General features: G+C 61.0%; 15 protein-coding genes. 10 read left to right on the top strand and 5 right to left on the bottom strand.

What is annotated here, in order from left to right; all coding sequences use genetic code 11:
* The first annotated feature begins 21 nt into the window (after positions 1-21).
* From NYR54_RS09480 to NYR54_RS09450, 7 genes are all read left to right on the top strand, one after another.
* A complete protein-coding gene (locus NYR54_RS09480) occupies positions 22-894 on the top strand; it encodes a branched-chain amino acid ABC transporter permease (protein WP_261515392.1) in 873 nt (290 codons plus the stop codon).
* Positions 887-1,966, top strand: a complete 1,080-nt coding sequence (locus tag NYR54_RS09475; protein WP_261515391.1) for a branched-chain amino acid ABC transporter permease — start codon at positions 887-889, stop codon at positions 1,964-1,966. Before NYR54_RS09480 ends, NYR54_RS09475 begins: the two co-directional genes overlap by 8 nt.
* On the top strand, positions 1,963-2,763 hold the full coding sequence (locus NYR54_RS09470; RefSeq protein ID WP_261515390.1) for an ABC transporter ATP-binding protein: 801 nt from the start codon (positions 1,963-1,965) through the stop codon (positions 2,761-2,763). The genes NYR54_RS09475 and NYR54_RS09470 overlap by 4 nt, the downstream gene beginning before the upstream one ends.
* Positions 2,756-3,520 (top strand): ABC transporter ATP-binding protein, encoded by a 765-nt coding sequence (locus NYR54_RS09465; RefSeq protein ID WP_261515389.1) that lies wholly within the window; start codon positions 2,756-2,758, stop codon positions 3,518-3,520. Before NYR54_RS09470 ends, NYR54_RS09465 begins: the two co-directional genes overlap by 8 nt.
* A gap of 135 nt (positions 3,521-3,655) precedes the next feature.
* Positions 3,656-4,783, top strand: a complete 1,128-nt coding sequence (locus NYR54_RS09460; RefSeq protein ID WP_261515388.1) for an NAD(P)/FAD-dependent oxidoreductase — start codon at positions 3,656-3,658, stop codon at positions 4,781-4,783.
* Between the two features lie 151 nt (positions 4,784-4,934).
* Positions 4,935-5,507, top strand: a complete 573-nt coding sequence (locus NYR54_RS09455) for an NADPH-dependent FMN reductase (RefSeq protein WP_261515387.1) — start codon at positions 4,935-4,937, stop codon at positions 5,505-5,507.
* Positions 5,508-5,682: 175 nt separating this feature from the next.
* Complete coding sequence (locus NYR54_RS09450) at positions 5,683-6,120, top strand: VOC family protein (RefSeq protein WP_261515386.1); 438 nt, start codon at positions 5,683-5,685, stop codon at positions 6,118-6,120.
* Positions 6,121-6,848: 728 nt separating this feature from the next.
* On the opposite strand, the gene NYR54_RS09445 is transcribed toward NYR54_RS09450, so the two are convergent.
* From NYR54_RS09445 to NYR54_RS09430, 4 genes are all read right to left on the bottom strand, one after another.
* The gene (locus NYR54_RS09445) at positions 6,849-7,253 is read right to left on the bottom strand and encodes an autotransporter domain-containing protein (protein ID WP_261515385.1); all 405 of its coding nucleotides are present in this window, start codon (positions 7,251-7,253) and stop codon (positions 6,849-6,851) included.
* A gap of 24 nt (positions 7,254-7,277) precedes the next feature.
* A complete protein-coding gene (locus NYR54_RS09440) occupies positions 7,278-8,822 on the bottom strand; it encodes an ABC transporter substrate-binding protein (protein WP_261515384.1) in 1,545 nt (514 codons plus the stop codon).
* A gap of 168 nt (positions 8,823-8,990) precedes the next feature.
* Positions 8,991-9,818 (bottom strand): ABC transporter permease, encoded by an 828-nt coding sequence (locus NYR54_RS09435; RefSeq protein WP_261515383.1) that lies wholly within the window; start codon positions 9,816-9,818, stop codon positions 8,991-8,993.
* A 2-nt stretch (positions 9,819-9,820) separates the two neighbouring features.
* Complete coding sequence (locus NYR54_RS09430) at positions 9,821-10,759, bottom strand: ABC transporter permease (protein WP_261515382.1); 939 nt, start codon at positions 10,757-10,759, stop codon at positions 9,821-9,823.
* Positions 10,760-10,929: 170 nt separating this feature from the next.
* Between NYR54_RS09430 and NYR54_RS09425 the strand changes: the two genes are divergently transcribed.
* The 3 genes from NYR54_RS09425 to NYR54_RS09415 are packed head-to-tail and all read left to right on the top strand — an operon-like array spanning position 10,930 to position 14,317.
* Positions 10,930-11,916: an ABC transporter ATP-binding protein gene (locus tag NYR54_RS09425; RefSeq protein WP_261515381.1), complete on the top strand. Its 987-nt coding sequence runs from the start codon at positions 10,930-10,932 to the stop codon at positions 11,914-11,916.
* Positions 11,917-11,921: 5 nt separating this feature from the next.
* Positions 11,922-12,956: an ABC transporter ATP-binding protein gene (locus NYR54_RS09420; RefSeq protein WP_261515434.1), complete on the top strand. Its 1,035-nt coding sequence runs from the start codon at positions 11,922-11,924 to the stop codon at positions 12,954-12,956.
* On the top strand, positions 12,953-14,317 hold the full coding sequence (locus NYR54_RS09415) for an MmgE/PrpD family protein (RefSeq protein WP_261515380.1): 1,365 nt from the start codon (positions 12,953-12,955) through the stop codon (positions 14,315-14,317). The genes NYR54_RS09420 and NYR54_RS09415 overlap by 4 nt, the downstream gene beginning before the upstream one ends.
* Before the next feature lie 436 nt (positions 14,318-14,753).
* On the opposite strand, the gene NYR54_RS19285 is transcribed toward NYR54_RS09415, so the two are convergent.
* The gene (locus NYR54_RS19285) at positions 14,754-17,807 is read right to left on the bottom strand and encodes an AsmA family protein (RefSeq protein WP_261515379.1); all 3,054 of its coding nucleotides are present in this window, start codon (positions 17,805-17,807) and stop codon (positions 14,754-14,756) included.
* Between the last annotated feature and the right edge of the window lie 46 nt (positions 17,808-17,853).

Here is a 17,853-nt window from a genome sequence, read left to right as displayed (position 1 = left end):
CAAGCGATTGGACGGGCACCCTTGCAGCTTGCGGTCAACATTCTCGTGCTGGCGGCGATCTATGCGCTGATCGCCTGCGGCTATGTGCTGATCTATCGGGTAAGCCGGGTGCTCAACCTCGCCCACGGCGAGCTGATGATGCTCGGCGCCTACATGCTGGTGGCGACGGCCTCGGCGTTCTCCATGAGCCCGGTTATGGCGGTCGTCATTGCGGCCCTCATGAGCCTCGCCGTGGGCGGTATGGTCTATCTGTTCCTCATGCGGCGTATGACGGGCGAGATGGTGCTGGCGGCGGTTCTGACAACCGTGGCGCTCGGCATACTGATCCGCGGTGCGGTCATCCTGATCTGGTCGGCCCAGCAGTATCATCCGCGGGCGATGCTTGGATGGGGCAATCCCGTCATCACCCTCCCGGGTGACGCGCGCATCTCCCTCTACGCCGCTCTCCTGATCATGGCGACAGTGGTGGTCTATGGCGGGCTGTTTCTGTTTCTGCGCTTCGGCCGCTGGGGCATGCGCATGCGCGCGGCCGGGCAGGACCCGCTTTTGGCCGCACAGCGCGGCATCAACCTGCACGCCGTCTTCGCGCTGGCCTGGGGGCTTTCCACCTTCACCGGTGCGCTCGCGGGCATCTTGATCGCGCTCGATTCGGGGCTCGACAGCACCATGGTGATGATCGGCCTGAAGGCATTCCCCGCAGCGCTGGTGGGTGGGCTCGATAGCCTGGCCGGCGCGCTTCTGGGCGCGCTCATCATCGCGGCGGCGGAAGTCGGCGTGATACGCTTCATCGATCCGCTTCTGGCGGACGTGGTGCCCTTCATCGTCCTGATCGCGATGCTCGTGATCCGGCCCTGGGGTCTTTTCGGGACGCGCGAGGAGCTCGACCGTGTCTAAGCCTCTCCCCTCTGCGAGCGGTCATTTCCGCCGCTCCTATGCCGATGAGTTCCGCCTGATCGAAACGCGACTTGCCAAAACCTCGGCGGCCGCCTTCGCGCTCGTTCTGCTTGTCTTTCCTTTCGCCGTCTCGCCCTTCTATGTCGATCTGGCCACGCAAGTGTTCCTGGCCGCGATCGGTGCGCTCGCCCTAATGCTGCTTACCGGCATCGCCGGCCAGATAAGCCTCGGTCATGCCGGCCTTCTTGCCGCGGGCGCCTTCACCACAGGCATTCTCTACAAGGAGTTCGGCGCACCCTTCTGGGTCACGCTGCCGAGCGCTGCCCTAGCGGGCGCCCTGCTCGGCGTCGTGTTCGGTCTGCCGTCGCTCCGCCTGCGCGGACTCTATCTCGCCGTTTCCACCCTGGCGCTGCACTTCCTCGTCGTTTATCTTGGCGGCGAATACGAAACGCGGCGCGGCTTCTCGACCGGCATCCTCGTCGATCCGCCGGTGGTTTTCGGCTATGAAATCTATGCACCCCGCGTCTGGTATTTCGTGCTGCTGGCCGCTGCCGCGCTGACGCTCCTCATCTGCATCAACCTCATGCGCTCGCGTTCCGGCCGTGCCTGGCGCGCGATCCATTCCAACGAGACCGTGGCCGAAGCACTCGGCATCGGCATCGCCCGCTACAAGCTGCTCGCCTTCGTCATCACGTCGGCCATAACGGCGATGGCGGGGGCGCTCTTCGCCTATTACCGCGGCTTCGTATCGATCGAGGCTTTCTCCCTCTATCTCACGATCCAGTACGTTGCCATGATCATCATCGGCGGGATGGGCAGCTTGCTCGGGGCGCTGCTCGGCGCTCTGTTTGTCACGCTCTTTCCCTATGTGATCGAAGGTGCCATGGCCGCCCTCCCGGGAGCGGACCGCCTCGCGGGTTCCGTCTTTGCCGTCAACTATGCCGCTTTCGGCATCGTCATGATCCTCTTTCTCGTTTTCGAACCGCAGGGGCTGGTCGGCATCTGGCGCCGCGTGCGCAATTACTTCCTCCTCTGGCCCTTCCGTCAGACAGCGCTTGGAGAGCGGCCATGACCGTGCCGCTGCTTGCCGTCGACAAGCTGGAGGTCGTCTATCAGCGGGCGATCACGGCCATACAGGGCGTGAGCCTGAAGGTGAGCGAGGGCCAGATCGTCGCCATCCTCGGCACCAACGGGGCGGGCAAGACCACGACGCTGCGCGCCATATCCGGTTTTCTCGGGCTCGACGACGCGCGCGTGACCGAGGGAACCATTCTCTTCCGCGGCGCGCATCTGGAAAACCGGCCGCCGCACGAGATCACGTGGCGCGGGCTGGCGATCGTTCCGGAACGCGACAAGGTATTCCCAAACCTGTCCGTGGCGGAGAATCTCGCTGTCGTACCGCGGCGCCGCGGTACGGCCGATGGACGCTCCATGGAGGAGGTCGTCTATCACTTCTTCCCGCGGCTTGCGGAGCTGAAGCGCCGCGAGGCGGGCCTGCTTTCGGGCGGGGAGCGGCAGATGCTGGCGATCGCCTCGGGTCTCATGTGCGCGCCGGACCTGCTTCTGATCGATGAGCTTTCGCTTGGTCTGGCGCCCGTAGCTGTCGGCAAGCTGACGGAAAGTCTGGTGCAGATTCGCGACGAGCTCGGCATCAGCATTCTTTTGGTGGAGCAGAGCGCGAGCGTGGCGCTCAGGATCGCCGACTACGGTTACGTGCTGGAGAACGGCCGCGTGGTGCTGGACGGCGATGCCCAGCGCCTGCTTGGCCATGCGGACATACAGGAGTTCTATCTGGGCCATGCGGGGGGCAGCCGGCGAAGCTATCGCGATGTCAAGCAGTACAGGCGCAGCCGGAGGTGGTATGGCTGAGCTGGAAGTTTCCGGTCTTGTCCTGCGCTTTGGCGGGCTGACGGTTTTGGAGAACGTCTCGCTGAGTGTGGAGCCGGGTGAGCTGTTCGCCCTGATTGGCCCAAACGGCGCTGGCAAGACAAGCGTGTTCAACTGCATCAGCGGCATCTACCGCCCCAGCCAGGGGAGGGTCCGCTTCCGCGGCCGCGACATCACCGGACTTCCCCCGCATGCGATCGCTCGAGCCGGGCTGGCAAGAACCTTCCAGCATGGCGAACTCTTCCGGGACATGAGCGTGGTCGACAATCTTCTGACCGGCCGGCATGCGCGCTTTACCACCGGGCCGCTCGCGGAAGCTCTTTTCCTGCCGTCAGTACGGCGGCAGGAGCTCGAGCATAGGGAAGCGGTGGAACGGATCATCGAATTCGTCGAGCTGGAGCGCTACCGCCACGCCCCAGTGGGCGGGCTCCCCTTCGGCATTCAGAAGCTTGCGGGGTTTGCCCGGGCGCTCGCGATGGAGCCCAAATTCCTGCTGCTTGATGAGCCCTCCGCCGGGCTTAACCGCGACGAGCGAGAGGATCTGGCGCGCTTCCTCCTGCGCATCAAGCACGAACTCGGCCTGGCGATGATCTGGATCGAGCATGACATGCAGATGGTCGCCGACCTTGCCGACCGGCTTCAGGTGCTCGATTACGGACGTACGATCGCTTTAGGTACGCCCGGCGAGGTGCTGAACGACCCCGCCGTCATCAATGCCTATCTCGGCGTGGCGGAATAAGCGAAGCACGGTTGCGGCCGGCGGGGCGTCATCTTGATTCCGCAGGAGGAGCCTAAAAACGCCGTTCCCATGATGGGATGATGGCTCCTCTGGTCTGTGCAAGCGGTGCCGATGAAAAAATGATACACCCCACGAATGAAGAACACCGATTACCAATCAGCGGCGTCTCCACGAGGCGCAGCAGTCGCTATCAAGGTCGACATTGTTGTCATCGGCGCCGGACAAGCAGGGTTGTCATCAGCCTATCATCTGCGCCGCCTGGGTCTCGAACCGGACAAAAACTTCGTCACCTTCGACCGGTCGCCGCGCCCGGGTGGCGCATGGCAATTCCGCTGGCCTTCTCTGACACTGGCGGCTGCCAATCATATCCATGACCTGCCTGGCCTCAAGCTTGCCGATGTGATCGATGTCGATGCCAGCGGCGAGGTGCAGGCATCCACTGTTGTGCCGCGCTATTATGAAACCTACGAAAAAACCTTCGGTCTGCGCATCCATCGACCTGTCGAGGTAAGAGTTGTCTGCGACAGGGGCGAAAGACTCCGTGTGGAGACCGATGCGGGCCTCTTTTCCGCGCGTGGCATCATAAACGCAACCGGAACATGGGAGACGCCCCATATCCCCGATTATCCGGGTAGAGAACGTTTCAAAGGTCGGCAGATCCACACCAAGGACTACCGTACTCCTGAGGAGTTTGCCGGGAAGCATGTGATTATTGTGGGCGCCGGCATCTCCGCCATCCAGCTGCTTGACGAGATATCCCGGGTCGCCCGTACCACCTGGGTGACACGCCGTGAGCCGGAATTCCGGCAAGGACCTTTCACGCAAGAAGCGGGCCGGGCGGCTGTGGCGATTGTCGAGGAGAGGGTGAGGCAAGGGTTGCCCCCGACGTCCGTCGTCTCTGTCACGGGCATTCCTGTGACGCCCAGAATCGAGGAGATGCGCAAGCGCGGCGTGCTCGTACGGCATCCTATGTTTTCCGAGATTACCGAGACCGGCGTGCGCTGGGCCGACGGGAGGGAGATAGAGGCCGACGTGATCCTCTGGTGTACAGGCTTTCGAAGTTCGCTCGACCATCTGGCGCCGCTACAGCTTCGGGGAGACAACGGCGGAATTATTATGACAGGACGTTTGGCGACACAGGTTGCCAAGGACCCGCGCATCCACCTTGTCGGGTATGGCCCGTCGGCATCGACGATCGGCGCAAATCGGGCAGGAGGAGCGGCGGCCCGGGAACTTGCTGCGTTTTTGGGGCTGCTGGAATAGAAGGCGGCCAAGGGCGTCTTGGAACATGAGCGAGGTGAAAATGGTTCCCCTCGATTGTGGGTGCTGCAGCGCCTTCGGGGTTGCTGCCAACATTCCTGATGGCCTGAGACTGCGGGCTGGCTGGTGATCAATTCGCCTGAGGGAGGACCAAATGTCGGATTTCACGGTGGGTTACCTTGTAGGCAGCCTTGCAAAAGGATCGCTCAATCGAAAGCTTGCCAAGGCGCTTGTCAGATTGGCTCCCTCGGAACTCGCGATGCGAGAGATCCCCTTCGGCGAACTCCCCCTCTACAGCTACGATTATGATTCGGACTATCCGGAGGTGGCGAGGAAACTGAAAGACGCAATCGCCGCGGTGGATGCGGTTCTGTTCGTCACGCCGGAATACAATCGCTCGATCCCTGGCGGCTTGAAGAATGCCATTGACTGGGCAAGCCGACCCTACGGCCAGAACTCCTTTACCAGAAAGCCTTCGGCCATCATAGGGACTTCGCCTGGCTCGATCGGAACGGCTGTAGGGCAGCAGCATCTCAAGAGCATTCTGAGTTTCTGCAACTCGCCCATGATGAATGCCGTGGAAGCCTACATCCAGTTCACGCCGGGTCTGGTCTCAGACGATGGAGAAGTCAGTGTCGCATCCACCGAGGACTTCCTGCGCAGCTACATGGCGGAATTCAAGGATTTCATAGAGCGTGTTCTATCCGTCTATCCACGCCAAGCCTGAGCTTTGCTCCTAAAGGGAATAATCCGACTGGAGATCCCCGAGTTTATCCGGAGCGTCCTCCACAGTTTGATCGGCGCCGCATCATCGCTCGCTGGGATCGCTTAAACTGCCGCTCCATCGTGCATTGACCGATGTTCGATAAGCGTCGACCATTGCCGGAGGGAGGAGGAGACACATGGCGCTCAAACGGATGGACAACGTCGGAATCGTGGTCGACGATCTCGAAGAGGTGGTCGCGTTCTTTCGCGAGCTCGGCCTCGAGCTCGAAGGAAGAGGGATGATCGAGGGAGAGTGGGCCGGACGCGTCACCGGGCTCGGCGACCAGTGCGTCGAGATTGCCATGATGCGTACGCCCGACGGCCACAGCCGGCTGGAGCTTTCCCGCTTCATCAGGCCGCCCGTCGTGGCGGATCATAGCAACGCACCCGTCAACGCCTTGGGCTATCTGCGCGTCATGTTTGCCGTGGACGATCTCGACGAGACGCTCGATCGGCTCGGAAAACGCGGCGCGCAGCTTGTCGGCGAAGTCGTTCGATATGAGGATGCATATCGGCTCTGCTACATCCGTGGCCCCGGTGGGCTTCTCATTGGGCTGGCCCAGGAACTCGGCTGAGCGCAGCATCTACTTATTGGCGTTGCGCAATTCGGACGGAAAAGACATCCACTGAAGGCGCTCCGGAATAGAGATTTCCGCAGAGGTGTTCAGGACGTTGCCTGCTGGGCCGGAGGCGGCAGATCAGCCACGCCACCGTCCGTGGAAATATCTCTCTATGCCGGCGATGAGGTCGGAGAGCGGACGCACGATCTTCTGAAACACCTCATGTTCAGGAACGACCGACCGGTAGAAGCTGCATCCGATGATTGCGGTCAGCTGACCCGACATGCGCACGGGCATGGCCACCATGTTTACGCACGGCGGGTCTCCAACGGATGACCGTCGGAGTATCCCCTGTTGGAAAAAACGGTCAGCATCCGCCGGAACATCTGTTCCTTGGCCTGGGCAAGGGTATTCCGCGCTCATTGTGAAGGCGCGCCAGAATTCCGGTGAGTTCCTGCAAATCGCAGAAGGCGCAGTATGATCCCCTACTCTTGAGCACTTGATGGTGGGCAGGACAGAACCGCATCGGGATCGAGTCTGTCGACTAGCGCCGCCACGGCAAGGCGCAGATATACGGGTGCTCCGGACCGCTCCAGCCATCGAATAGTTGGAAGCGAAAGGCCCAGCGTCCGTGCTAGCTGCTTTTCGGACAGGCGCAATGAAGCCAAGGCATTCGCGAGGAATGCCGTCTAGGGATATCTCCTGGCGCAAGTCATGCCTTCAACTCTTGCAAGGCGGTGGGTTCACCACCTGATGTTCACTCCAAGGTTACCTTCAAAGACGCGCCTTCTCTCGCCGTCGAGGTCGGTCGTGTAGTCCGCAGTCGCGAAGAGGCTGACCGTTTCCGTGAGCTTTGCGACGACACCGCCGCCGATCTCGAGGGAGGTGCCTCCCCGTTCTGTGACGATGGGCGTCGGGTCGAAATCGATTGTGTCCTCGGCGTCGAAGTCATGCCAGAGATTGGCCTTGAGATAAGGCTGCAATGTCATTCCCCGTTGCGTGTAATCGCCTTGCGGGCGTAGACCGATCCGTCTGTCCGGACAACTTCCGGCTCCAAGAGCTTCGAATTTCGTATCCGCCCATCCTTGATTCGGAGGGTGATGTGAGGAAACGCCGAGGCTGTTACAAGCAGTGTACAGCCTCGGCATCGGACTGTCAGGAACCAGACCCGGCTACTCTTTCACCTTGATGAAGCCTGGCCCGAACAGCATGGCGTTGGAGTTGATCGTCGTCCACTCCAGCCTGTTCGAGACCGCCCAATTCACCACACTGCGCCAGAGCATTAGTGCGGGCTGCTCTTTCTCCCAAATCTCGACCATCTGGCGGAAGAGCGCTTTTTTCTTCTCGAGATCGGGCTCAGCGAGATATTGCTTGCCAATCTCCACAAATTCAGCGGGCGGTGTCCAGCTTCGGTCGGCCTCGCGCGTGGCGCGAGCAGAGTCCGGCCCCCAGAAACCCCAGATCGCTCGTGTTGGAGTCCCGTCGAAGGTCGTGGACATGGACATATTTAGAAGTCCAAACGGATGCTTGAGGGCGAGCGGGAAGCTGTCAACGATATTGAGCCGGATGTTGATTCCGAGATTGCGCCACTGCTCGGCCATATACTCCACGGCGAGGTCGAAATTGGGGTAGGCGCCCCGCACAACATTGATTGTCACTTCCTCGCCCTTGTAGCTGGACTTGGCGAGATACTCCTTTGCTGCCTCCGGGTCGTAATCGATCAAAGGCTTTATGCTGGTGTCGTAGAAAGCCGGAGAGTCGGGAAAGTTGAATGGCGCCGGCGCGAACGTGGCATCACCCCAGAGGCTTCTGACCAGCGATTCCCGATCGATCGCCGCCGTCATGGCGTAGCGAAGGTTCACATCGGCGACTGGATTATGCCCAAACTCGGGCAGCTGGAGGGTGTTGTATGCCAGCATCACGTAGCTGTCGCCAGGACGGCTGACATAGGTCAAATTGTCGTAGGATTGCACAGTGTCGATCTCGTCCACCGGCACGTTGACCATAATGTCGAACTCGCCGGAAACCATTCCCGCCAGGCGCGCAGAAAACTCTGGAACTATACGAAACTCCACACTCTTGAGCGGGGGCTGGCCACCCCAGTAGTCGTCAAAGGCTTCAAGCTTGACGTGGCTTGCGGGATCGAACTCCACTACCTTGTAAGGGCCGGTGCCGATCGGCATCTGACCGAATTTCTCGACACCCACCTCCAGATAGTGTGCTTTCGGAACAACCATCCCCAGCGGCGTCACGAAGCGATATGGCAAGTTGGGGTCAGGGATCGTGGTCTCAACCTCGACCGTTTTTTCATCGATGGCCTCCACACGCGCAAAAGATTCCGTATATCTTGTCCCCGCGGGCACCAAGGCGTTCTCGCCCCAGATTCGCTCGGCGGAGAGCGTGAAGGCCACATCCTCGGCCGTCATCGTTTGACCATTGTGGAACTTGACGCCGTCGCGGATAGTGAAGCGCCAGGTGAGATCGTTCACCCGCTCCCACTTCGTCACGAGAGCCTCGCGCAGCTCGCCACCCTCGGGATCCTCGGCATAGTTCCGGTCGATTATGGGATCATAGACATTGCTGATGATTCGCTGCGAATCAGTCGAGTTCCCGTCGATCGGCTCCAGACTGCGATAAAGTCCAGGAACCGCAACAACAATGCCCGGCCTGTTGTTCTGGGCCAGCGCCGGCATGGCAAACAGGCCGGCCACGATCATGGTGATGACCGCCCTCCAAATCATCATTCTCTGCTCCTATTCAACGGATTGGGAATGTCGGCGATCTGATGGAGATCCCCGCTCGGGCCGAGATAATATAGACCAGGACAGGCATACGGAAGTCTTCACCAAAGAGTGTCGCCGACCGTCGTGGAGATCAACGAAGCCCTATTGTCTCCTCAAGGTCGGGTCGAGTCGGTCCCTCAATGCGTCACCGAGAAGGCTAACCGAAAGCGTCGTCACGAAAATGAGCGTGCCCGGCAGGACCGAGAGCCACCATGCGCGGCTCAGGCTATCCCGCCCTTCTCCGAGCAGTTGTCCGAGGCTGGTCAGTGGCGGCTGTATCCCCAAGCCCAGAAAGCTCAGTCCCGTTTCAAGCAAGATCGTCTGGGGAAAGTTCAGGGTCAGTTGCACAACCACCACGTTAAGAACCGTCGGCAGGATATGTCGGACATCGATCATCACCGGGCTTACGCCGATCGTCCGCGCTGCCTCCACAAAGGGTAAGGTGTGAGCCGAAAGGGCGTTGCCGCGCACTAACCGTGCGTAGGTTTCCCATCCGTAGATGCTGAGGATCGAAACAAACAGCACAAGAGAATTGCCCAATATGGCGAGCGCCGCAAGCGCGACAATCATGAAAGGAATGGCGGCTTGCAGATCGATGGCTGCACCGATCAGTCCGCCCACGAAATTCTGCATGCGAGCCGCGATCAGCCCAAGGACGGTACCGACCAGAGCACCGATGATCGTTCCGACGAATGCCAGCCCGATGCTGATACGGGTGCCGAAGACCAGCCGAGCCAATAGATCGCGACCGAGTCCGTCGGTCCCAAGGGGGTATTTCCAATCCCCTCCCAGGAATACCGGCGGCCTGTTTCTGTCCAGGAGATTGGATGCGTCGTAGCTGTGTTCGGTAAGCATGTTTCCGAACAAGGCAAACAGGATGACCAGGCTGAGCAGGATGCCTGGCACGATCAGGGGAAGACGGGCTCTCACGGCTAGTTTCCGCCTTTTTGCCGCTGCGATCCAATCCTTGGATCAAGCCAGCCATAAAGAAGATCCACGATCATGTTCGAGAAAGCCATAGCTGCGGCGGCCAGGATAACGATAAGCTGGACAACGGCGAGGTCGCGCTGTGCGACGGAAACGACAAGCAGACGCCCTAGGCCGGGCCAGGCGAATACCGTTTCGGTGACCACGGCACCCGTAATCATGCTGCCGACACTGAAGCCGACAAGGGTGACCAGCGGGACGAGTATGGCGCGCAGGACATGGTGCGTCAGGCGCCTCATTGTTGGAATCCCGTTCGCACGGGCGGTGCGTATGAAGGGTGAGGAGAGAACTTCCAGCATGGAAGAGCGCGCGAGCCGCGCATAGGCGCCTGCAGAAGCCAGTCCAAGCGTAAGGGCAGGCATGATCAGGCTCACCGGATGGTCGAAGCCGCCGCTGGGCAGAAGCTTCAAATTGAGCGTGAATATCAGGATGAGCAGTATGCCCAGGAAGAAATTGGGCATTGCGAACGCCAATACCGAGAAGCTCATCACCAACCGGTCGATCACGGTATCTCGTCGCGCCGCGGCCACCATTCCAACCGGAATACCGACGAAAACCGCGATCAGAGTAGCGCTTCCGGTTAGGATCAGGGTCGGTACGACGCGCGGTGCCACGATGTCCCATGCCGGTCCCCCGGTTCTGAAGGAAAGGCCGAAGTCGCCGCCCACCAGTCCCCAGAGATATGCGAGGTATTGAACGACGAGGGGTTGGTCCAGTCCAAGACGCTCGCGATATCTGTCAATCACGAATTGCGGGGCATCCGATGGAACCATTGCGGCCACCGGATCTCCGGCAAGCCGCAACATGACGAAAACTAGTGTGGCAGCAGCCCAGACCGTGAGGAGCAGACGCAGGATTTTCGTCACGACGAAGGTTGCGGACATGAGCCTGAAAAACTGTCAGAGGGGACCAATAGCAAGACGCCGCTATCTTTCTGATTTCTGACCAAGATGCAAACGCCGATCACCTTCAAAGTTTGCGGAGCATGCAGCGCGTGCTATGGACCTCGGCAAATCCTCCTTACCAGGCGAAAGGCTTTCCGGGTTCGTGGCGAATGAAGGAACCGCTGCTGTGCGTCGACAACCTCACTACGCGATTTACCACGTCTTCGGGTACAGTCCTTGCTGTTGACCGTGTGAGCTTCTCCATCAGCAGGGGAGAGGTTCTTGGCATTGTTGGCGAATCGGGATCCGGAAAGAGCCAGATATTCATGTCCATCGCGGGGCTATTACCCCCGAACGGACAGGTCTCCGGAGAAGCCCGCTTCCTTGGCCGCAACCTCATCGGAGCAGACGAGAGCGAGCTCAACAGGATTCGCGGGCGGGCGCTGGCCTTTGTATTCCAGGATCCGATGACCGCGCTCCATCCCTTTCGCACGATCGCGTCGCAACTGACCGAGATGCTGCGCCTGCACCGCGGTCTGGATCATGGTGCCGCGCGCGCTGAAGCCCTTCGCTTACTTGACCGCGTTCATATTCCGGATGCCAAGCGCAGGCTGGACATGTATCCGCATGAACTGTCCGGAGGAATGCGCCAACGGGTGATGATCGCCATGTCGATTTCGTGCAATCCGCGGCTCTTGATCGCGGACGAGCCGACGACTGCACTCGATGTGACTGTTCAGCTCCAGGTTCTTGATCTGCTTGATGAGCTGCGGCGCGACGAAGGAATTGCCATCGCACTGATTACCCATGATATGGGCGTCGTTTCGCGATTGTCGGACCGGGTGATCGTGATCTACGCGGGAAACATTGTCGAAGAAGGGACCACCGAGGAGGTCCTCTTGTCGCCCACTCATCCCTATACGCAGGGCTTGCTGGCCAGCATGCCGGATCTCTATCGTCCACTCTCAGCCCTCTCGCCGATTCCCGGCTATCCCCCTGACGGCCGACAGGCTCGCAAGGGATGCATGTTCGCGCCACGCTGCTCTCGTGCCCAGAATGTCTGCCGAGATGTGTTCCCGGAGTTAACGGCCCGGACCGGCCGTCAACGGCAGGCCTGTCATTTTCCGATTTCCGGCAGCCAGGGGTTGGCCTCATGATTAACATGTCGCCCAGCGAAGGGAGCGAGGAAGGCCTACGGGTTCGCAACCTGTCGGTGACCTATCGTATTTCACGGGGACCTTTCCGGCGGCCCGACGAGCTCAGAGCACTAAGGGATGTGGATCTCGATATCGCCCCGGGTCGCAGCTTGGGCGTGGTGGGCGAGTCAGGCTCTGGAAAATCGTCGATGGCGAGAGCGTTCCTGCGGCTTCAGTCTCTGAGCGGGGGGAAGATTGTCTGGCGGGGCCACGACATAACCCAAATGACCGAAGAGGCGTTCCGGCATATGCGCCCGGACATACAGATGGTGTTTCAGGACCCGCTCGCTTCTCTCAACCCGAGAATGCAGGTTGCCGATCTGATCGCCGAGCCACTGCTTACGCATCGACGTGACCTAGGCAAGGTGGAGCGGCGAAAGATCGTCATCGAGACAATGGGCCGTGTGGGGCTCAGGCCAGAGTTTGCTGAGCGTTACCCGCATCAGCTTTCCGGCGGTCAGGCACAGCGGGTTGGAATAGCCCGTGCAATTGTTCTCAGCCCAAAGCTGCTCATCTGTGACGAGGCCGTGTCAGCGCTTGATGTTTCCGTACAGGCGCAAGTCCTGACGCTGCTCAAGCAGTTGCAGGAAGAGATGGGCTTGTCGCTGCTTTTCATCAGCCATGATCTTGCGGTCGTTCGCTATGTTTCCGACGACATCATTGTTCTCTATTTAGGACGTCTGGTTGAATACGCACCGCGCGACATTCTGTTCGAGAATCCTCGGCACCCCTACACGCGTGCCCTCATCTCGTCGGTGCTTTCCAGCAACCCGCGCATCGAACGCGAACATCGCAGTCCTCCGATTGGCGGTGACATCCCGTCTCCGATCAATCCGCCTTCGGGCTGCCCGTTCCATACGCGATGCCCGATCGCGGAGGCGATCTGCCGCGAGAAAATGCCGGAGCTCAGGCATTGGCCTGACGGAGCGAGGGTTGCCTGCCATGTTGCAAACCGCGGACTGGTGCCGCCCAGCGAGACAACACTGAAAGGAATGCAATGACGATCACGGACAGGGAATGGGTCGCGCGGCACCTGACGCTGCAACACTCGGAAATGCCTTCTTCCGCCAAACGGGTCATTGGGCAACTCGTTTCCGATACGATCGCGATCGCCAGCTACGCGAGGAGCCGGCAGGTAGGAGGAACGCGTTTTGACCTGGCGGGCATTTCCACCAATGCTACCGGTTGTGCCGTCTGGGGGTCCCCTGCACGTGCAGCCGGTCCCGACGCAGCATTTCTCAACGGCAATGCGGCAGAGGCGCTCGATTACCAGGAAGTTCTGATCAACGGCCGGAACAATGGCCATGCAGCGGTGATCATCGTGCCGGCTGTGATGGCGCTTGCGGAGATGCGGCGCGCATCCAGCAACGCAGTGCTCCAAGCGCTCTGGGTCGCTTTCGCCGCCAATATCGGCTTGGCGGAGACGCTTGGAAGGGGTCATCGTGCAAACGGCCTAGGATTCCGGACTACCTCTCTGACGGCTCCGGTGGCCGCGGCGCTGGGATGCGCCACCCTCATCGGCGCAGATGAAGATGCAGCCTTGGCCGCGCTCGGCATTGCCGCCTCCAGCCTGCCCGCTGGGCTTCTCTCGGCCATGTCACCAAAAATGGGAAGCTACAGCCCGGACAAGGACCTGTCAGTGGGATTTTCGGCGCGTCACGCCATTCACTGCGCCCTGTTAGCTCAGGCTGGCGCATACGGACCTGAACAACCGCTTACCGGCGATCGCGGCTGGCTGGCGAGCTTCGGCGCAGGTACGGCCGACCCCGCCTACCTCGATATCCATCCAATCGACCGTGGCTTGGAGGCCTATTCCATCAAGCTCTATCCGGCCAATTTCGGATGTCAGTCAGCGATCCGCGCTGCCATTGAACTAAGTCGAACTTTGCGCCCGGAGGAGGTATCGCGCCTGCATGTCCAGATCAAAACATCGAGCGCGGCCTCTCTTTCGACCCGTGCGATCAGCAATCATCTCGCTGCCCGCTTCAGCCTTCCCTTTGCTGTTGCCAGCGCCTTTGTGCGCGGAAGGTCCGTGCTCGAAGACTTCGAGGATGAGGCGATTCATGATGAACGCGTGCTGGCCTTCATGGACAAAGTCGAGCTTGATGGCAGCGACGAGCTCGAACAGATTCACCTGTCTCGTGGTGTATTTCCGGCAATCGTAACGGCATATAGCAATGAAAGGAAATTGGCCCGGCTCTCCTTTGACGGCCCCTTCGATGGGCTGAACGGTTCCGAGGTCGAGGCTGCATTTTTCTCAAAGCTGAAATCACTCGCACCCTCGCCGCAATACGACGCGTTGAAAAATTTCTCCCTGGCGCCCGAGATGCAGCCACATCTAGACGCCCTTTTTGCTTTGTAGCTGATCCTAACGCTGAGGGGCGAAGCTCTCAGCCGAGCTTCACTGAATCTTCCCCATAGATGCCTTAGGCTGTGTGGACGGATTGCCGCATGAAGAGAGGCGAGGATTCCTCTGAGGGGATTTGTCTGATTCATGGGGAGCCGACTGATTTTGAGGCCGGCGATATCCACGGAGATGACAGAGAAGGATTGGCATTGGCGCTGGAGGTGGTCCGGGCCTCACTGCCACGACGTGGTGACAAGGGTCGCGACGATCGGCTGTTTCTGGAAGCGATGCGGGCTGGACGCGCTATCTGCGCGAATGGACGTTCTGGAACACGGTGCGCACGGTCGCATCCATTGCAGCCTCGGCCTGCTTCATCTGGGCGATCGCGGTGCGTTAGCAGCAACGGAAGACAGCGTGCCAGACTCCGCCTCTCCGTGGTACGGTGCAACGTTCACCGAAGGAACTGCTCCATTAGACGGTGCAGATTCTCTTCTCTGGTCGATTGAGGCGCTGCTTCCGCGCCTTCAGGGCTCTGGGCAGCACCAGCCGCTGTACCGGGCGCTTCCGCTGGCGCAGGTGCGGGCGTCTTGAGCAAGCCGTCGATGATCGATCTGACCGCATTTCCGTCATCCTGAGGCCGGGGGGATGCCGATGGGTCCGCCTTCCCAGGCCCTGAAAGAACATCGGTGATGATGTTGGTGATGCCGGATGGAGCGCCGCCCTCACCCGTCTTGCCCTTGATCAGGTCGCCGATGAGGTCGGCCGCGCCGCCAGCGCCTTCCGATCCGCCCTGATCGGGGAGGAGATGGTCGAGCCCGAGCTTCCCCGTCGGCAGACCGAAGCGCTCGAACATCTCCAGGGCTCCCTTCGGGTCCTTCATCAATGTGGAGAGGTCCGGATAGATGCGCGGAGCCGAGAGTGCGCCCTCGACAATGACCGGGACTCCGATGCCCTCCGCGTTGATGTCGCCGCCCTGGCCCGTCAGGGAGGCCACGACCCGCGGGTTGAGGCGCATGTCGATGGTTTCCTCCGCAAGGTCGATCTTGCCTGCGCCCTCCATCCGCACGAGCGGACCCAAGAGGCTGATATCGGAGGTCTGCGCCACGCCGTTTTCGATAGCGAAAGTGGCGCTGAGTTCGGTGAAGGCCGTCTTGCGGTTTTCGTCCTGCTGGAAGCCTTTCGAGAGAAGCCCGACGAGGTTGTTGTAGACGTCGGCGATATCGATGCCGCGGATGGCGCCGTCGTTGATCCTCAGGGCCGCGCTTCCGTTGAGAGACCGCGCGAGCGCCCGGGTCGTGTTTCCGCTGCCTACGACCGTCACATTGGTGGCGATGATTCCCTCGACCCGATCGAAATCCGCCGCGTCGCGGAGCAAGGCGGCCGCTGCGGCGCCAGAAATCGCGGCGCTGAGGCTGATGGAAGGCATGTCGCCCGACCCGTCCGCCATCACCTCCGCGGCGACCGTGCCGCCGTAGAACGGGCTTGCCGGGGCGTTGAGATGGGCTTTGCCTTCGGCAATCGTCAGCGTCGTTGCCATGGGGCCGGCAAAGACCTTCCCGTATCCGATCTGATCCGCCGCGATCTCGATCCTGGCATCGAAATCCCTGAGGAAGGAAAGATCGACCGGAGTGTCGGTATCAGTGGACGGTCCGGATTGCCGGCCGGCACCCGCGTCGCCTCCCCCCGTCAGCGCCGCGAAATCAAGCTTCGCGAATTGAAGCGAGGTCCGGATCGTGAGCGGGATGCTGAGCTCCACCGTCCCCTGGCCCTTGCCCGCCACGCCGTTCAGCGACAGAGAGGCATTGCTGAAGGAAAAGCGCGCGGGGCTCGCGTCAACATCGCCGCTGAAGGAGAAGGCCTGCAGGCCGTCAGAGCCGGACTGCGCTAGCCACTGCATGAGCCTGTCGGCCGATGGGGTATCGACCGAGATCTTGCCCCTGAAGGCGCCGCTGCCGGCGGCCACGCCGTTTGCGCTCGCCCGGAGAAGCTCCGACGAGACGGCGAGACTCATCTGGCCCGCGGCCTCGGCAAGCGAGGGGCTTGAGAGGAAGTCGCTTGGCGAAAATTCCGCTTCGAAGGCTACCGCCTGCCCCCGCCAGACCAGGTTTCCGGAAACGCCGACGGGCTCCTCGATGTCGCGGATCTCCACCGTCCCATCGAGCCCGGTGACGCTGTCGGCGGCGGCGAGCTTGCCGTCAGTCAGCTCTTCGAGGCGAAGGGTGCCGCCCTGAATGCCCACCGTCCCCCGCAGATTCACCGTCTGGCGTATGGCAGCTTCGCTGAGCCCGCTGAAGGCAAATCCCGTATTCACGGTGAGCGCGCCGGAAAGCGGCACTGTCTGCCCGGCGAGATTCGCCAGGGAAGCGATGTCGAGCCCGGAGCTGACGACCGTGCCCCGGACGACCGGCGGCACCTCGCCCGCGTTTGTCGAGACCGTGGCGGAGAGGCTTCCCGCATCGAAAGCCAGATTTTCGAGCCGCGCCTCGAGAAGGCCGTCGCGGAGCGTTGCCGTGAAAATGAGGTCGGACGCCCTCATGTCGCCATTGGCGAGTTCATCGATCACGATACTGACATCCGCGTCGAAACCCGTGAGTATCAGGAGGTCCGGCTCCTTCACGCCGCCCGGTTCCTGGCCTTCGTCGGCGTTTGCCTCTTCGCCGGTGAACGCGCTCATATCGATGCGCCCCGCCGTCAGGTCCGCATAGAAGTGATGCCGCTCTCCGGGGCGAAACTGAGCATCGAGTGTAAAGCTCTGCCCGCCGATATCGAAGCGGCCATCCTGAATCCGATAGCCGCCATCTGCGTTCAGCTCAATGTTCCCCGCCGCGGTGATCTCGCCCAGCCCCGGCATGGGCGCCGGCTCCAGCCGCGCTTTGATCGAAAGCGCTGCCGGTTGGTATTGGAGCACGGGCCTGAGCGCCGATAGCGTGCCGCTCAGCTCGACGCGCTGGGCGTCTTTGGTCGCGGCGAGCGTGAAGGTGGCTTCGCCGTCGAGGTCCGGTACTCTGAGGTCCGCATCGATCGCCGAGAAGGCGGTCGCATTGCCGGCCGTATCGTAGGAAGTGAACCGGCCGTTCTCGACGGTGATGCGGTTCACGGCCAGCCGCTCGAGCGTGTCGACTAGAGACGCGAACGGGTCCGTTTGGGCAGCTTCCGGAGAGGCGGCATGCAGCTCGATGCTTGGTTCTTTCAGGGTGAGGGCCTGGATCTCAAGCCTGTCGGACCACAGCGAGGACAGCGTTATGGCCGACGAAAAGCGGGGGACGGCTATCGAAAGATCCCCGGCACCGGTCGACAGCGAAATATTTTCGGCGACGATCGCCACCCTGGGGAGGAGCGACAGCCGCACGGGCCCGTCCAGCCGGATGCTCATGCCGCTTGCGGCGGACAACTGGCGGCTTAATTCAGAGCGGGCCCAATCCGTCGAAACGAGAGCGGGGAGAAGGAAAAGCAGTACGGCCAGAGCGGCTGCTGCGGCGAGGAAGGTAGCGGCAATCTTTCTCACGTCGGCCACCCCGTTACCGAATCACGAGAAGGCTACCATACAATGA

Origin of the sequence: Chelativorans petroleitrophicus, assembly GCF_025398195.1 — a bacterium.
GTDB lineage: Bacteria > Pseudomonadota > Alphaproteobacteria > Rhizobiales > Rhizobiaceae > Chelativorans > Chelativorans petroleitrophicus.
Note: the sequence above shows the minus strand (reverse complement) of the source record. Positions and strands in the feature narration are given on the sequence as shown.

What these genes read in the sequence shown, in the direction of transcription:
- NYR54_RS09420 (WP_261515434.1), top strand. Translation starts at nt 11,922, where the DNA reads ATGTCGCCCAGCGAAGGGAGCGAGGAAGGCCTACGGGTTCGCAACCTG.
- NYR54_RS09445 (WP_261515385.1), bottom strand. Translation starts at nt 7,253, where the DNA reads ATGCCGAGGCTGTACACTGCTTGTAACAGCCTCGGCGTTTCCTCACAT.
- NYR54_RS09430 (WP_261515382.1), bottom strand. Translation starts at nt 10,759, where the DNA reads ATGTCCGCAACCTTCGTCGTGACGAAAATCCTGCGTCTGCTCCTCACG.
- NYR54_RS09465 (WP_261515389.1), top strand. Translation starts at nt 2,756, where the DNA reads ATGGCTGAGCTGGAAGTTTCCGGTCTTGTCCTGCGCTTTGGCGGGCTG.
- NYR54_RS09470 (WP_261515390.1), top strand. Translation starts at nt 1,963, where the DNA reads ATGACCGTGCCGCTGCTTGCCGTCGACAAGCTGGAGGTCGTCTATCAG.
- NYR54_RS09455 (WP_261515387.1), top strand. Translation starts at nt 4,935, where the DNA reads ATGTCGGATTTCACGGTGGGTTACCTTGTAGGCAGCCTTGCAAAAGGA.
- NYR54_RS09450 (WP_261515386.1), top strand. Translation starts at nt 5,683, where the DNA reads ATGGCGCTCAAACGGATGGACAACGTCGGAATCGTGGTCGACGATCTC.
- NYR54_RS09460 (WP_261515388.1), top strand. Translation starts at nt 3,656, where the DNA reads ATGAAGAACACCGATTACCAATCAGCGGCGTCTCCACGAGGCGCAGCA.
- NYR54_RS09440 (WP_261515384.1), bottom strand. Translation starts at nt 8,822, where the DNA reads ATGATCGTGGCCGGCCTGTTTGCCATGCCGGCGCTGGCCCAGAACAAC.
- NYR54_RS09415 (WP_261515380.1), top strand. Translation starts at nt 12,953, where the DNA reads ATGACGATCACGGACAGGGAATGGGTCGCGCGGCACCTGACGCTGCAA.
- NYR54_RS09425 (WP_261515381.1), top strand. Translation starts at nt 10,930, where the DNA reads ATGAAGGAACCGCTGCTGTGCGTCGACAACCTCACTACGCGATTTACC.